25 protein-coding genes are annotated in these 12,643 nt (G+C 43.4%); all 25 read left to right on the top strand.

Translation table 11 applies throughout. The features are described from left to right. The first annotated feature begins 4 nt into the window (after positions 1-4). The 25 genes from PH_RS08390 to PH_RS08270 all read left to right on the top strand — a co-directional run bounded on the left by PH_RS08390 (position 5) and on the right by PH_RS08270 (position 12,639). Positions 5-265: a 50S ribosomal protein L23 gene (locus PH_RS08390; RefSeq protein ID WP_010885839.1), complete on the top strand. Its 261-nt coding sequence runs from the start codon at positions 5-7 to the stop codon at positions 263-265. An 11-nt stretch (positions 266-276) separates the two neighbouring features. Beyond that, positions 277-996, top strand: coding sequence for a 50S ribosomal protein L2 (locus tag PH_RS08385; RefSeq protein ID WP_010885838.1), 720 nt, complete (start codon positions 277-279; stop codon positions 994-996). 10 nt (positions 997-1,006) lie between these two features. Next, entirely contained in the window at positions 1,007-1,405 is a 399-nt protein-coding gene (gene rpsS, locus PH_RS08380; protein WP_010885837.1) for a 30S ribosomal protein S19, read from the top strand. A 10-nt stretch (positions 1,406-1,415) separates the two neighbouring features. After that, positions 1,416-1,883: a 50S ribosomal protein L22 gene (rplV, locus tag PH_RS08375; RefSeq protein ID WP_010885836.1), complete on the top strand. Its 468-nt coding sequence runs from the start codon at positions 1,416-1,418 to the stop codon at positions 1,881-1,883. A 4-nt stretch (positions 1,884-1,887) separates the two neighbouring features. Continuing rightward, positions 1,888-2,520, top strand: coding sequence for a 30S ribosomal protein S3 (gene rpsC / locus PH_RS08370; RefSeq protein WP_010885835.1), 633 nt, complete (start codon positions 1,888-1,890; stop codon positions 2,518-2,520). Further along, complete coding sequence (gene rpmC / locus PH_RS08365) at positions 2,507-2,713, top strand: 50S ribosomal protein L29 (RefSeq protein WP_010885834.1); 207 nt, start codon at positions 2,507-2,509, stop codon at positions 2,711-2,713. Before rpsC ends, rpmC begins: the two co-directional genes overlap by 14 nt. A 9-nt stretch (positions 2,714-2,722) precedes the next feature. Further along, positions 2,723-3,022: a stress response translation initiation inhibitor YciH gene (yciH, locus tag PH_RS08360; protein ID WP_010885833.1), complete on the top strand. Its 300-nt coding sequence runs from the start codon at positions 2,723-2,725 to the stop codon at positions 3,020-3,022. Then, positions 2,908-3,291, top strand: a complete 384-nt coding sequence (gene rnp1 / locus PH_RS08355; protein ID WP_010885832.1) for a ribonuclease P protein component 1 — start codon at positions 2,908-2,910, stop codon at positions 3,289-3,291. Before yciH ends, rnp1 begins: the two co-directional genes overlap by 115 nt. Next, positions 3,285-3,626 (top strand): 30S ribosomal protein S17, encoded by a 342-nt coding sequence (locus PH_RS08350; protein ID WP_010885831.1) that lies wholly within the window; start codon positions 3,285-3,287, stop codon positions 3,624-3,626. The genes rnp1 and PH_RS08350 overlap by 7 nt, the downstream gene beginning before the upstream one ends. Before the next feature lie 5 nt (positions 3,627-3,631). Then, complete coding sequence (locus PH_RS08345; protein WP_010885830.1) at positions 3,632-4,057, top strand: 50S ribosomal protein L14; 426 nt, start codon at positions 3,632-3,634, stop codon at positions 4,055-4,057. 10 nt (positions 4,058-4,067) lie between these two features. Then, complete coding sequence (gene rplX / locus PH_RS08340) at positions 4,068-4,433, top strand: 50S ribosomal protein L24 (protein WP_048053474.1); 366 nt, start codon at positions 4,068-4,070, stop codon at positions 4,431-4,433. Further along, positions 4,433-5,164, top strand: coding sequence for a 30S ribosomal protein S4e (locus tag PH_RS08335; RefSeq protein ID WP_010885828.1), 732 nt, complete (start codon positions 4,433-4,435; stop codon positions 5,162-5,164). Before rplX ends, PH_RS08335 begins: the two co-directional genes overlap by 1 nt. A gap of 10 nt (positions 5,165-5,174) precedes the next feature. Continuing rightward, the gene (locus PH_RS08330) at positions 5,175-5,741 is read left to right on the top strand and encodes a 50S ribosomal protein L5 (protein WP_010885827.1); all 567 of its coding nucleotides are present in this window, start codon (positions 5,175-5,177) and stop codon (positions 5,739-5,741) included. Between the two features lie 5 nt (positions 5,742-5,746). After that, on the top strand, positions 5,747-5,917 hold the full coding sequence (locus PH_RS08325; RefSeq protein WP_010867449.1) for a 30S ribosomal protein S14: 171 nt from the start codon (positions 5,747-5,749) through the stop codon (positions 5,915-5,917). Positions 5,918-5,926: 9 nt separating this feature from the next. Beyond that, positions 5,927-6,319: a 30S ribosomal protein S8 gene (locus PH_RS08320; protein ID WP_010885826.1), complete on the top strand. Its 393-nt coding sequence runs from the start codon at positions 5,927-5,929 to the stop codon at positions 6,317-6,319. A gap of 10 nt (positions 6,320-6,329) precedes the next feature. Continuing rightward, positions 6,330-6,884, top strand: coding sequence for a 50S ribosomal protein L6 (locus PH_RS08315; protein ID WP_010885825.1), 555 nt, complete (start codon positions 6,330-6,332; stop codon positions 6,882-6,884). Between the two features lie 10 nt (positions 6,885-6,894). Continuing rightward, positions 6,895-7,287, top strand: a complete 393-nt coding sequence (locus PH_RS08310; protein WP_010885824.1) for a 50S ribosomal protein L32e — start codon at positions 6,895-6,897, stop codon at positions 7,285-7,287. Between the two features lie 9 nt (positions 7,288-7,296). Beyond that, positions 7,297-7,749: a 50S ribosomal protein L19e gene (locus PH_RS08305; protein ID WP_010885823.1), complete on the top strand. Its 453-nt coding sequence runs from the start codon at positions 7,297-7,299 to the stop codon at positions 7,747-7,749. 10 nt (positions 7,750-7,759) lie between these two features. After that, positions 7,760-8,371: a 50S ribosomal protein L18 gene (locus tag PH_RS08300; RefSeq protein WP_010885822.1), complete on the top strand. Its 612-nt coding sequence runs from the start codon at positions 7,760-7,762 to the stop codon at positions 8,369-8,371. Continuing rightward, entirely contained in the window at positions 8,368-9,078 is a 711-nt protein-coding gene (rpsE, locus tag PH_RS08295; protein ID WP_010885821.1) for a 30S ribosomal protein S5, read from the top strand. The genes PH_RS08300 and rpsE overlap by 4 nt, the downstream gene beginning before the upstream one ends. Positions 9,079-9,089: 11 nt before the next feature. Next, a complete protein-coding gene (locus tag PH_RS08290; protein WP_010885820.1) occupies positions 9,090-9,557 on the top strand; it encodes a 50S ribosomal protein L30 in 468 nt (155 codons plus the stop codon). Positions 9,558-9,567: 10 nt separating this feature from the next. After that, positions 9,568-10,011, top strand: a complete 444-nt coding sequence (locus tag PH_RS08285) for an uL15m family ribosomal protein (RefSeq protein ID WP_010885819.1) — start codon at positions 9,568-9,570, stop codon at positions 10,009-10,011. A 33-nt stretch (positions 10,012-10,044) separates the two neighbouring features. After that, positions 10,045-11,451: a preprotein translocase subunit SecY gene (gene secY, locus PH_RS08280; RefSeq protein ID WP_010885818.1), complete on the top strand. Its 1,407-nt coding sequence runs from the start codon at positions 10,045-10,047 to the stop codon at positions 11,449-11,451. Between the two features lie 77 nt (positions 11,452-11,528). Then, a complete protein-coding gene (locus PH_RS08275) occupies positions 11,529-12,119 on the top strand; it encodes an adenylate kinase (protein ID WP_010885817.1) in 591 nt (196 codons plus the stop codon). Next, positions 12,112-12,639, top strand: coding sequence for an EMC3/TMCO1 family protein (locus PH_RS08270; protein WP_010885816.1), 528 nt, complete (start codon positions 12,112-12,114; stop codon positions 12,637-12,639). Before PH_RS08275 ends, PH_RS08270 begins: the two co-directional genes overlap by 8 nt. The last annotated feature ends 4 nt before the right edge of the window (positions 12,640-12,643 follow it).

The raw sequence follows: 12,643 nt of genomic DNA, 5'->3' as shown, positions 1-12,643 counted from the left end.
AAGTATGGATCCTTATAAAGTTATAATTAGACCTGTGGTAACAGAAAAAGCAATCTCCTTGATAGAAAAGGAGAACAAACTAACCTTTATCGTTGATAGGAGAGCAACCAAAACAGACATCAAAAAGGCCATTGAAGAGATATTCAACGTTAAGGTTGAGAAAGTTAACACGCTAATCACGCCAAAGGGAGAAAAGAAGGCTTACGTTAAGTTGAAGCCTGAATATAGCGCGAGTGAAATAGCCGCCAGATTGGGATTATTCTGAGGTGATGTGAGATGGGTAAGAGTCTAATCCAACAAAGGAGAGGTAAGGGGAGTCCCACATTTAGATCCCCCTCTCACAGATTCAGGGGAGCTGTTAAGTATATTCCTCTTAACTATACCCAAGACAAAACGATAAGGGGAGTTGTTGAGGAGATAATGCACGATCCAGGAAGGACGGCCCCGGTTGCAAGGGTTAAATTTGAGAATGGTATGGAGAAGCTGATAATAGCTCCGGAGGGGTTGCTAGTCGGCCAAGAAATATATATAGGGCCAGATGCTCCAGTTGAAATAGGAAATACCCTTCCCCTTGCAAAGATCCCTGAGGGAACTTATATCTATAACATTGAGGGAGTTCCTGGAGACGGAGGTAAGTACGTGAGGGCCGGGGGGACTTACGCTCTCGTAGTTTCTAGAGAGAAGGATAAGGTTATAGTTCAACTTCCAAGCGGTGAGCTCAAGGCGTTTGACCCTAATTGCAGGGCTACGATTGGTGTAGTTGCTGGCGGTGGAAGATTGGAGAAGCCATTAGTTAAGGCTGGTAAGGCTTACTACAAGTACAAAGCCAGGAATAAGTTCTGGCCAACTCCAAGAGGTGTTAAGATGAACGCCGTTAACCATCCATTCGGTGGTAAGGAGCACCACCCAGGTAAACCAACGACAACTTCAAGAAGGGCCCCACCAGGAAGAAAGGTTGGTCATATCGCTGCGAGGAGGACTGGTAGAAGGAAGTGAGGTGGTGTAGATGGCGAGGAAGGAGTTTAGATATCGCGGTTATACCCTTGAGCAGTTGATGAACATGTCCCTTGAAGAATTAGCTAGGCTATTGCCAGCTAGACAGAGGAGAAGCCTTAGAAGAGGGCTTACTCCGGAGCAGAAGAAGCTTTTGAGGAAGATAAGACTCGCAAAGAAAGGGAAGTATAACAAGCCAATAAGAACCCACTGTAGAGATATGATAATCCTTCCAGAGATGGTGGGATTGACGATATACGTGCACAATGGAAAAGAGTTCGTTCCTGTAGAAATAAAGCCTGAGATGATCGGCCATTACCTTGGAGAGTTCGCTCCAACTAGAAAGAGGGTACAGCATGGAGCTCCTGGTATTGGAGCTACAAGATCTTCAATGTTCGTTGCAGTCAAGTGAGGTGGTTTAGATGGGCAAGCGCTTTGGCTACTCTTTCCAAAATTTTGATCCTGAAAGGATGGCGAGGGCGAGTGGTAGAGATCTTAGAATTTCACCAAAACTTGCAGTTGAAGTATGCAGAGAGCTGAGGGGAATGATGCTAAATGATGCACTAAGATATCTGGATGAAGTCATAGCCCTAAAGAGGCCCGTTCCGCTTAGGCGTTACAACGATAGCCAAGGACACAAGCCAGGAAAAGGGTTTGGTCCGGGAAGATATCCTGTTAAAGTTGCAAAGGCCATAAAGAAAGTTCTATTGAATGCGAAGAATAACGCTGAGCAAAAGGGTCTTGATCCTGATAAGTTGAAGATAATTCATATCGCTGCTCACAGAGGACCCGTACTTAGGGGATGGTATCCGAGGGCATTTGGAAGGGCAACTCCATTCAACGAGCAGACGACTCACATAGAGGTAGTAGTTGAGGAAATTAGGAGGTGAACTCATGGCAATTGAGAGGTACTTCATTCGCGAAGCTGTTAAAGAGATGCTCATCGACGAATTTTTAGAAAAAGAGCTTAGAAGAGCAGGTTATGGTGGATTGGACATAAAGAAGACTCCCCTTGGAACTAAGGTAATAATATTTGCTGCTAATCCCGGTTACGTCATAGGTAGGGGTGGAAGGAGAATAAGAGAACTTACTAGAATCTTAGAGAGACAGTTTGGCTTAGAAAATCCACAGATCGATGTTCAGGAGATAAAGAACCCCTACCTTAATGCAAAGGTTCAGGCAGTTAGAATAGCCCAGGCCCTTGAGAGGGGAATACATTTTAGAAGGGCCGCCTATTCTGCAATGAGGGCTATAATGAACAATGGAGCGAGAGGCGTAGAGATAAGACTCAGCGGAAAGCTAACTGGAGAGAGGGCTAAGAGCGTAAGGTTTTACCAGGGATACTTAGCAAAGGTCGGTAACCCTGCTGAAACTCTAGTGAGCAAGGGATATGCCCAAGCCCTGCTGAAACTGGGAGTTATCGGAGTTAAGGTTGCCATAATGCCTCCAGATGCAAGGCTACCGGATGAGATCGAAATCGTAGAGAAGCCAGCAGAGGAAGAGGTGAGCACCAATGAAGCCGAGTGAGATTAGGGAGATGAGTATTGAGGAGATAGATGCTAAAATTAGGGAGTTGAGGCTTCAACTTGCTAAGGAAAGGGGAATGCTTACTATGGGTACCTCCCTTGAAAATCCGATGGTTATTAGGAACTTGAGAAGGGATATAGCCCGCCTCCTGACAATAAAGAAGGAAAAATTGAGGGAAATGGGGAAAAAGTGAAGGTGGTGTTTGGTGCCTAGGATAGTAAATCCGTTGGATGAAATGCTCTTTAAAGAAGTCCTAAAGGAGCAACAGAGAATTAAGGTATACATAGAAAGGGCAAGGTACGGAAAAGTCAAGACAATAATCGAGGGGATCGATGAGAAAGAGTTTGATCTGGAGGAAATAGCAAAGAAGCTCAAGGCGAAGTTGGCATGCGGCGGAACAGCAAAGAACGGAAGAATAGAGCTACAAGGAGATCACAGGGATCGTATCAAGAAATTATTGGCAGAACTTGGATTTTCAGAGGAGCTCATAGAGGTAGAGTAACGAGAAGAAATATAATTTGGCATGAGCTCATAGGATTGAGGGTCAGGATAGTTGGCTCTACGCATCCAGCATTCGTAGGGATTGAAGGTTACGTAATTGATGAGACCAGAAACATGTTAGTGATAGCTGGAGACAGAATTTGGAAAGTCCCTAAGGATGTATGTATATTTGAGTTCGAGGCTGATGATGGGACAAAGATTAAAATACCCGGGGAAAGATTGGTTGGCAGACCTGAGATGAGACTGAAAAAGAGGTGGAAAAAATGGTGAGAGATATCGGTTTAAGAATCCAACCTCCTGCTGAAAAGTGTGATGATCCAAAGTGTCCCTGGCATGGGCACCTTAAGATACATGGTAGAGTATTCGAGGGAATAGTTATTAGTGACAAGCCGAGGAAAACAGTAACCGTTGAAAGACAATACTACCACTACTTGAAAAAATATGAAAGGTATGAGCTTAGAAGGAGCAGGATCCATGCTCACAACCCACCGTGCATCAATGCTAAGGTTGGAGATAGAGTTTTGATAGCGGAGACAAGGCCTTTGAGCAAGACCAAGCACTTTGTCGTAGTTGCCGTTCTAGAGAGAGCTGAGGAGAGGAGGTGATTTCAATGGCCAAGAAGGGTGCGGGTGCTACAAGGGGAATATCACCTGTAAGGCCAACTAGAGCAATACCAATTGGAGCTTATTTAACGGTTGCAGACAATAGTGGGGCCAAGGTAATTCAGGTCATTGGTGTTGTTGAGTACCATGGAACTAGAAGGAGGTTAGCTTCAGCTGGAGTTGGAGACATGGTGGTTGCGACGGTTAAAAAAGGTAGGCCAGACATGAGACACCAAGTGGTTAGGGCCGTGATAATCAGACAAAGAAAGGAATATAGAAGGCTTGACGGCATGAGGGTTAAGTTTGAGGATAATGCAGCGGTAATTGTAACCCCTGAGGGTGTTCCCAGGGGAACTGAAATAAGGGGTCCCGTAGCTAGAGAAGCCGCTGAGAAATGGGTTAGGATTGGTAGCATTGCGAGCATAATAGTTTGAGGTGAGGATTATGAAAATGAATTCAAAGCAACCAAGAAAGCAGAGGAAATTCCTGTACAATGCTCCTCTCCATGTTAGACAGAAGATGATGTCCGCTCCACTAAGTAAGGAACTTAGGGAGAAATATAAGGTGAGGAACCTTCCGGTAAGGGTTGGGGACAAAGTGAGGATAATGAGGGGCGACTTTAAGGGCTATGAGGGAAAGGTTGTCGAAGTTGACTTGAAGAGGTATAGGATCTACGTGGAAGGAGTAACATTGAGGAAGGTTAATGGAACTGAGGTATTCTATCCAATTCACCCCTCAAATGTCATGATAATTGAGTTGAACCTTGATGATGAGAAGAGAAAGAAAATAATTGAAAGGAGGGCTGGATAATGGCGAGAAAAGGTCCCAAGAGGCATCTTAAGAGGCTTGCCGCTCCTTCATCTTGGTATATTGAGAGGAAAGCTTACAAGTGGGCCGTAAGGCCGAGACCAGGACCACACAACATGAGAACGTCAATTCCCCTGCTATATATAGTTAGGGATTACCTTGGCTATGCTAAGACCGCTAGAGAAGCTAGAAAGATCCTTAATGAGGGTAAGTTCCTTGTGGATGGTAAGGTAAGAAAGGATTACAAGTTCCCAGTTGGAATTATGGATGTAGTTTCAATTCCCGAAACGGGAGAGCATTATAGAGTTCTACCAAACAGGATTGGAAAGCTAGTCCTTCACCCAATAAGTGAAGAAGAAGCGAACATCAAACCTCTAAGGATTAGGAATAAGAGAATGGTGAAAGGGGCCAAGGTGCAGTTAAACTTTCATGATGGAACTAATCACTTGATACCACTTACTGAGAAAGATAACTACTTCACATCCTATACTGTTCTCATGAAAGTTCCAGAGAGGGAGATAATGGAGGTTCTACCATTTGAAAAGGGTGCTTACGTTTTCGTAACCCAGGGTAAGAACGTTGCCAGGAAGGGAAGGATAGTCGAGATCAAGAAGTTCCCAATGGGATGGCCAGATGTTGTGACCATTGAAGACGAAGAGGGTGAGCTGTTCGATACGCTAAAAGAGTACGCTTTCGTCGTTGGCAAGGATAAGCCAAAGATATCGCTTCCATGAGGTGATCTAAATGCCAGTATCAATACCGAATAGGGAAGAAATTTTAGCCGACTGGGAAGCTCATCCAATGAGAAGGCCAAGAATCCAGAAGGTGACGATCAATATAGGTGTTGGGGAGAGTGGTGAGAGACTTACAAAGGCTGAAATAATGTTGCAGAGATTAACTGGGCAAAAACCAATCAGGAGAAAGGCAAAGAAGACCAATAGGGACTTCGGAATTAGAAGAGGCGAGCCAATAGCAGTTAAAGTTACATTGAGAGGGCCAAAGGCTTATGAGATGCTAAAAAGGTTACTGGCAGCTGTAGATTACAAACTTAAGGCTTCAAGCTTTGATGAACATGGCAATGTTTGTTTCGGAATTGAGGAGCATATAAACATACCTGGAGTTGAATACGATCCTGAGATTGGCATCTTTGGGATGGATGTGTGCGTAACTCTAGAAAGACCTGGATTCAGGGTTGCAAGAAGGAAAAGAAAGAGGGCTAGAATACCAACTAGACACAAGTTAACGAAGGAAGAGGGAATGCTTTATATGATGGAGGAATTTGGAGTTGAGATAGTTGAGGAGGAGGGGTGAGGTAGATGGCGAAAGCTGATTATAATAAGAGAAAACCTAGAAAGTTTGGTAAGGGTGCGAGAAGATGTATTAGGTGCGGTCAATATGGTCCTATTATTAGGATTCATGGTTTAATGTTGTGCAGGCACTGCTTCAGAGAGGTAGCACCCAAGCTTGGCTTCAGAAAGTATGAGTGAGGTGATAAGATGACGCTACTAGATCCACTTGCGAATGCCCTTTCCCACATAACAAATAGTGAGAGGGTTGGAAAGAGAGAGATATACATAAAGCCAGCTTCAAAGCTCATCGGAGAAGTGCTAAGAGTGATGCAAAAGTACGGATATATCGGGGAATTCGAGTTCATAGACGACGGAAGGGCTGGCGTTTATAGGGTTCAGCTATTAGGTAGGATAAACAAGGCGGGGGCTATAAAACCAAGATTCCCAGTTAAAGCCACTGAATACGAGAAGTGGGAAAAGAGATTCCTCCCAGCATTCGAGTTTGGAATCCTAATAGTTTCAACTTCCCAGGGAGTTATGAGCCACAAAGAGGCTAGAGATAGGGGAATTGGTGGAAGGTTAATAGCATACGTCTACTGAGGTGAGAGAAATGCCAGTTGATGCATGGATTAGGGAGGAAATTGAAATTCCAGAGGGCGTCGAGGTTAGTGTTCAGGATTATAATGTTAAAGTTAAAGGACCAAAGGGAGAAGTTGAAAAGAAGCTATTTTGGCCTGGAGTAAAGATATTCGTGGAAGATGGGAAAGTGGTAATATACAAGGATTTCCCCAGGAGAAAAGACGTAGCTATAGTTAGGACGTTCAAGGCCCATATAAACAACATGATAAAGGGAGTCACAGAAGGCTTTACGTACAAGCTTAAGGTTGTCTACAGCCACTTCCCAATAACGGTGAAAGTTCAGGGTGATGAAGTTATAATAGAGAACTTCCTGGGCGAGAAAGCTCCAAGAAGGGCTAAGATACTACCTGGGGTCACCGTGAAGGTCAAGGGTCAGGAAATAATAGTTGAGGGGATTGATAAAGAAGCTACCGGTCAAACCGCTGCAAATATAGAGCAGGCCACTAGGATCACAAAATGGGATAGAAGAGTATTCCAGGATGGAATTTACATAGTTGAGAAAGCCGGAAAGCCAATAACTTTCTGAGGTGAGATAAATGAATGAGAGGGAGTTTAAGAGGCTCTTAAAGGTGAGGGCGAGGCTCAAGAGAAAGAAGCCTAGATTCCTGAGGCAAGAGTGGTGGAGGTATCCCAAGTTTAAGAACGATCCTAAATGGAGGAGGCCCAAGGGTATTGACAGTAAGATGAGGCTTAAGCTTAAGGGTAAGCCAAGATCCCCTAGCATAGGTTGGAGCTCTCCGAGGTTAGTCAGGGGATTGCATCCAAGTGGTTATGAAGAAGTTCTCATTCACAATGTCAAGGAGCTTGAAAGACTAGATCCCAGAAGGCAAGCGGCAAGGATAGCTCACACAGTTGGCAAGAAGAAGAGAATTGAGATATTGAAGAGAGCTGAAGAATTGGGAATCAAAGTCCTTAATCCTAGGTTGTGAGGTGGGAGTATGAATACCTTGAAAATGCAGAGGAGGATAGCTGCTGAGCTCCTGAAGTGTGGCGAGAATAGGGTGTGGATCGATCCTGAGAAGGTTGATGAAGTTGCTTCCGCGATAACGAGGGAAGATATTAGGAGGCTTATTAAGGAAGGGGTCATAAGGAAAAAACCCATAGAGGGGCAGAGCAGATATAGGGCTAGGATAAGGCATGAACAGAAGAAGAAAGGGAGACACAGAGGTCCTGGAAGTAGGAAAGGTAAGAAGACGGCAAGAATGGGTAAGAAGGAGCTTTGGATTAAGACGATAAGGGCCCTTAGAAGAGAACTTAGGAAGCTCAAGGAGCAAAAGAAAATCGATAGGAAGACGTATAGAATGCTCTACATAAGGGCTAAGGGAGGTCAATTTAAGAACAAACACCAGCTCTATCTATTCCTTGAGGAGCATGGTTTATTGAAGAAGTGAGGTGAGAAAAATGGCTCACGGTCCTAGGTATAGGGTTCCCTTCAGGAGAAGGAGAGAAGGGAAAACTAACTATAGAAAGAGGCTGAAGCTACTTAAATCAGGTAAGCCTAGGTTAGTTGTCAGAAAAAGCCTCAATCATCATATTGCTCAAATAATAGTTTACGACCCAAAGGGAGATAGAACCTTAGTTTCAGCCCATACTAGGGAGCTAATAAGAGATTTTGGATGGAAGGGGCATTGCGGAAATACTCCATCGGCTTACCTCCTGGGTTTACTGATCGGTTATAAAGCGAAGAAGGCAGGTATCGAAGAAGCAATCCTTGATATAGGGTTGCACCCTCCAGTTAGGGGGAGCTCAATATTCGCTGTACTTAAAGGTGCCATAGATGCCGGTCTTAACGTTCCTCACAGTCCAGAGATATTTCCAGAGGATTACAGAATAAGAGGAGAGCATATAGCTGAATACGCTAGGATGCTTAAGGAACAGGATGAAGATAGATTTAGAAGGCAGTTTGGTGGTTACCTTGAGAAGGGTCTCGATCCTGAAAAGCTTCCTGAACATTTTGAAGAGGTTAAGGCGAGAATAATTGAGAAGTTTGAAAGTGAGGGGGCGAGAGAATGAGCCAAGATTGGAAAGAATATGCAAAGAGGGTTTTAGATGAGTGGCAACCGAGAACAAAGCTTGGCATGCTCGTTAAGGAGGGCCAGATAACTGACATTCATGAGATATTCAGAAGGGGTTACCAGATCAAGGAACCTGAAATAATTGACGTCTTGTTACCTGAAGTAAACGCTAGGGAGAACCAGGAGATCATAGATATTGCATTAACGGTTAGAATGACTGACAGTGGTAGAAGGGTAAGATTTAGGGTTCTCGCGGCCGTTGGGAACAGGGATGGTTACGTTGGCTTAGGAATAGGACACGGAAGGGAAGTCGGAATTGCAATAAGGAAGGCCATAAATTACGCTAAACTGAACATAATCGAGATAAAGAGAGGTTGTGGTTCCTGGGAGTGCAGATGTAGAAGGCCTCACTCGGTACCATTTGCAGTGGAGGGTAAGGAGGGAAGTGTAAGAGTTAGGCTAATTCCTGGGCCTAGAGGTCTCGGTCTCGTTATAGGTGACGTCGGGAAGAAGATCTTAAGATTGGCTGGAATTCAAGATGTCTGGTCTCAAACATTTGGTGAAACAAGAACTACAGTAAACTTTGCAAAGGCGGTATTCAATGCACTTTATAATACCAATAGAGTAGTTGTTACACCTGAGATGATCGAGAGATACGGAATAGTCGTTGGTAGGGCAATGCCCACCAGCTTCACCTTAGAGTGAGGTGATAAATAATGGCAAAACTCGCAGTGATAAGAATAAGGGGTAGAGTCAATGTTAAGAGGCCAGTCAGAGATACCTTGGCAATGCTGAGACTTCACAGGGTTAATCATTGTGTTATAGTCGATGACACGCCTAGTTACCTTGGTATGCTTCAAAAGGCTAAGGACTACATTACATGGGGTGAAATAAACGCTGAAACTCTCGCAAAGTTAATCAGAAAGAGGGGTAAATTAATAGGGAACAAGCCAGTGACCGATGAATACGTTAAGGAGAAGCTTGGTATGACCATAGAGGAGTTTGCTCAGAAGGTAATAAATGGGGAGATGAGCCTTAAAGACCTACCGAATCTAAAACCTGTCTTTAGGCTTCATCCACCAAGGGGAGGATTTAAGGGAAGTAAGAAGAGATCATTCCAGGAAGGAGGGGCCCTCGGTTATAGGGGCGAGAAAATAAATGAATTAATTGAGAGAATGCTCTGAGGTGGCGAGAATGATAAGGAGGAGAAAGAAAGTTAGAAAGCTTCGTGGAAGTCACACTCATGGATGGGGATGTAAGAAGAAACACAGAGGAGGAGGTAGTAAAGGCGGCAGAGGGATGGCAGGAACGGGGAAGAGAAACAAAAGTAAATGGACGTGGACAATAAAGTATGCTCCTGACCATCTGGGGAAGAGAGGGTTTTCAAGACCTCCAGAAGTTCAGAGAGATGTGAGGATCGTTACCCTGAAGTTCATCGATGAGCATTTGGAGGATCTGTTGCAGATGGGAATTGCATACGAGGAGGAAGGTAAAATAGTCGTTGATACAACGCAATTTGCAGACAAGGTCCTGGGGACTGGAAGGCTTACGAGACCTCTAACCATTAAGGCTAAGGCTTTCTCGGCTAAAGCAGAAGAAAAAATTAAAGCAGCTGGAGGGGAAGTAATACTAGCTTAACCTCCTAAAATTTATTTTTTAGGGTGTTGAGTCATGGGAGCAAGGGATGTAATTTACGCGATGGAAAAATGGTTTCCAGAAGTCGAAAGACCAAAAAAGCATGTTCCCCTAAAGGAGAAGTTTGTTTGGACTGGACTTGCCCTTGTGTTATACTATGTACTCGCCGAAATTCCAGTTTATGGCATCCCTAAAAAGATCCAAGATTACTTCCAATTTTTAAGAGTAGTTCTTGCAGGTAGGAATGGATCAATTTTGACCCTGGGAATAGGTCCAATAGTTACCGCGGGTATAATCCTTCAGCTTTTAGTCGGTTCTGAGTTAATAAGGCTTGATCTGGCGAATCCTGAAGATAGAAGATTTTATCAAGCGTTGCAAAGGGTATTTTCTGTGTTCATGTGTTTCTTCGAGGCCGCTATCTGGGTGTTAGGTGGAGCATTTGGTAGGGTAGGTGTCGATGTAACCTATACGATTGCTACATTGATGATAATACAATTAGCTCTTGGTGGTATAATACTTATAGTGTTAGATGAGCTCGTAAGTAAATGGGGAATAGGTAGTGGAATAAGTTTATTTATAGCCGCTGGAGTTTCTCAGAGAATATTGACAAGAAGTTTAAACCCCCTGACAGATCCTAATATAATAGATCCTCTAACAGGTAAGCCGGCAATAGTTGGAGCTATCCCATACTTCATCCAGCACATTTTGGATGGCGATCTCAAGGGAGCACTTTACAGAGGTGGTTCTGCTCCAGACATGATAGCTGTCACGGCAACCATAATCGTGTTCCTCGTGGTAGTGTACTTTGAGAGCATGCGTGTTGAAATACCTCTTGGATATAGAGGGGTCACCATAAGGGGCAGATATCCAATTAAATTCCTCTATGTTAGTAACATTCCGATAATATTAACTTTCGCTTTGTATGCAAATATACAGCTTTGGGCTAGGGTGTTAGATAGATTTGGACATCCCTGGTTAGGTAGATTCGATCCAGTAACGGGTAATCCTATAGGAGGATTCGTGCTGTATGTAATTCCACCGAGGAACATATTCACGGTTATAGATAATCCAGTAAGGGCAATAATTTACCTGATACTAACTATAATATTCAGCCTGCTCTTTGGATTTCTGTGGGTAGAATTAACGGGTCTTGATGCAAGAACGATAGCAAGGCAGTTGCAGAGAGCAGGTTTGCAAATCCCAGGATTCAGGAGGGATCCAAGAACTTTGGAGAGGGTGTTGCAAAAATACATTCCTTATGTAACGTTTTGGGGATCTCTAACAGTTGCCCTGATATCAGTCTTGGCTGATTTCCTGGGAGCTTTGGGAACTGGAACAGGAATCTTACTGACGGTAGGTATCCTCTACAGGTTCTATGAAGAAATTGCAAGAGAACAGATAACGGAAATGTTCCCAGCCTTGCGGAGGCTATTCAAAGGATGAATTTTCTTCCTTTTTATTAAAATTCTGAAGGATAATAATTTTAAACACTTTCAGGGTTGTAAGATTAGGGGTGAAGAATGCCCTTTGTAGTCATTATTACGGGCATTCCAGGAGTCGGGAAAAGCACTATCACTAAATTAGCATTACAGAGGACTAGGGCAAAATTTAAACTCATAAATTTTGGTGATCTCATGTTCGAGGAGGCTTTAAAATTAAAATTAGTTAAGCATAGGGATGAGATGAGAAAATTACCATTAGAGGTTCAAAGGGAGCTTCAGATGAATGCTGCCAAAAAAATAGCTGAAATGGCTAAAAATTATCCGATTCTCCTTGATACGCATGCAACGATAAAGACCCCTCACGGTTATTTATTGGGACTTCCGTATGAGGTTATAAAGATTTTAAATCCAAATTTCATCGTTATAATCGAAGCTACTCCTTCCGAGATCCTTGGAAGGCGACTTAGAGATCTTAAGAGGGATAGAGATGTTGAAACAGAAGAGCAAATTCAAAGGCATCAAGATTTAAATAGGGCCGCTGCGATAACTTATGCAATGCATTCAAATGCACTAATTAAGATAATAGAGAACCATGAGGATAAAGGTTTAGAGGAGGCTGTTAACGAACTCGTGAAAATACTAGATTTGGCGGTGAAGGAATATGCTTGAAGGTATATACCTTGCACTCGATAAGATGTTTGGACCAATGCTCAGGAACACTCATCCCATGTGGGTAGTCACGGTATCTGGGGTGATTTTAGGAGCTTTCTTCGTTTTGCTTAATTACTTCTTGGTTGACCAGGAAAAGATGAAGAGACTTCAAAAGATGGCGAAAGAGCTCCAGGAGGAGTTTAAAAAGGCTAGGGAGAGTGGTGATGAGAAGAAGTTGAGAAAGTTGCAACAGAAGCAACTTGAGTTGCTAAGACTTCAAAATGAATTAATGAAGGATGCATTCCTCAAGCCTATGCTAATAACCTGGCCGATAATAATAATATTTTGGGGTTGGCTGAAGAGATGGTATTTTGAAACAGCCATAGTAAAGTATCCATTCAACTTCTTCCTGTTCGATATATTTCACAAGATGTATCACTCAGCGCTAAAGCCGGATGAACTGGGATACTTTGGCTGGTACTTCCTAACTAGTTACGTTGTAGGTACCATATTAAGGAAAGTCTTAGACATGGCATGACTGA

The sequence above is a fragment of the Pyrococcus horikoshii OT3 genome, assembly GCF_000011105.1.
Lineage (GTDB): Archaea > Methanobacteriota_B > Thermococci > Thermococcales > Thermococcaceae > Pyrococcus > Pyrococcus horikoshii.
Note: the sequence above shows the minus strand (reverse complement) of the source record. Positions and strands in the feature narration are given on the sequence as shown.

Excerpts from the sequence above, each read along its gene's own strand:
- rpmC (WP_010885834.1), top strand. The coding sequence starts at position 2,507 with ATGAAGCCGAGTGAGATTAGGGAGATGAGTATTGAGGAGATAGATGCT.
- rplX (WP_048053474.1), top strand. The coding sequence starts at position 4,068 with ATGAAAATGAATTCAAAGCAACCAAGAAAGCAGAGGAAATTCCTGTAC.
- PH_RS08310 (WP_010885824.1), top strand. The coding sequence starts at position 6,895 with ATGAATGAGAGGGAGTTTAAGAGGCTCTTAAAGGTGAGGGCGAGGCTC.
- PH_RS08385 (WP_010885838.1), top strand. The coding sequence starts at position 277 with ATGGGTAAGAGTCTAATCCAACAAAGGAGAGGTAAGGGGAGTCCCACA.
- PH_RS08300 (WP_010885822.1), top strand. The coding sequence starts at position 7,760 with ATGGCTCACGGTCCTAGGTATAGGGTTCCCTTCAGGAGAAGGAGAGAA.
- PH_RS08270 (WP_010885816.1), top strand. The coding sequence starts at position 12,112 with ATGCTTGAAGGTATATACCTTGCACTCGATAAGATGTTTGGACCAATG.
- PH_RS08345 (WP_010885830.1), top strand. The coding sequence starts at position 3,632 with ATGGCCAAGAAGGGTGCGGGTGCTACAAGGGGAATATCACCTGTAAGG.
- rpsE (WP_010885821.1), top strand. The coding sequence starts at position 8,368 with ATGAGCCAAGATTGGAAAGAATATGCAAAGAGGGTTTTAGATGAGTGG.
- rpsC (WP_010885835.1), top strand. The coding sequence starts at position 1,888 with ATGGCAATTGAGAGGTACTTCATTCGCGAAGCTGTTAAAGAGATGCTC.
- rplV (WP_010885836.1), top strand. The coding sequence starts at position 1,416 with ATGGGCAAGCGCTTTGGCTACTCTTTCCAAAATTTTGATCCTGAAAGG.
- rnp1 (WP_010885832.1), top strand. The coding sequence starts at position 2,908 with ATGCGGCGGAACAGCAAAGAACGGAAGAATAGAGCTACAAGGAGATCA.
- PH_RS08320 (WP_010885826.1), top strand. The coding sequence starts at position 5,927 with ATGACGCTACTAGATCCACTTGCGAATGCCCTTTCCCACATAACAAAT.
- PH_RS08350 (WP_010885831.1), top strand. The coding sequence starts at position 3,285 with ATGGTGAGAGATATCGGTTTAAGAATCCAACCTCCTGCTGAAAAGTGT.
- PH_RS08275 (WP_010885817.1), top strand. The coding sequence starts at position 11,529 with ATGCCCTTTGTAGTCATTATTACGGGCATTCCAGGAGTCGGGAAAAGC.
- rpsS (WP_010885837.1), top strand. The coding sequence starts at position 1,007 with ATGGCGAGGAAGGAGTTTAGATATCGCGGTTATACCCTTGAGCAGTTG.
- PH_RS08325 (WP_010867449.1), top strand. The coding sequence starts at position 5,747 with ATGGCGAAAGCTGATTATAATAAGAGAAAACCTAGAAAGTTTGGTAAG.
- PH_RS08330 (WP_010885827.1), top strand. The coding sequence starts at position 5,175 with ATGCCAGTATCAATACCGAATAGGGAAGAAATTTTAGCCGACTGGGAA.
- PH_RS08335 (WP_010885828.1), top strand. The coding sequence starts at position 4,433 with ATGGCGAGAAAAGGTCCCAAGAGGCATCTTAAGAGGCTTGCCGCTCCT.
- secY (WP_010885818.1), top strand. The coding sequence starts at position 10,045 with ATGGGAGCAAGGGATGTAATTTACGCGATGGAAAAATGGTTTCCAGAA.
- PH_RS08315 (WP_010885825.1), top strand. The coding sequence starts at position 6,330 with ATGCCAGTTGATGCATGGATTAGGGAGGAAATTGAAATTCCAGAGGGC.
- PH_RS08290 (WP_010885820.1), top strand. The coding sequence starts at position 9,090 with ATGGCAAAACTCGCAGTGATAAGAATAAGGGGTAGAGTCAATGTTAAG.
- PH_RS08305 (WP_010885823.1), top strand. The coding sequence starts at position 7,297 with ATGAATACCTTGAAAATGCAGAGGAGGATAGCTGCTGAGCTCCTGAAG.
- PH_RS08390 (WP_010885839.1), top strand. The coding sequence starts at position 5 with ATGGATCCTTATAAAGTTATAATTAGACCTGTGGTAACAGAAAAAGCA.
- PH_RS08285 (WP_010885819.1), top strand. The coding sequence starts at position 9,568 with ATGATAAGGAGGAGAAAGAAAGTTAGAAAGCTTCGTGGAAGTCACACT.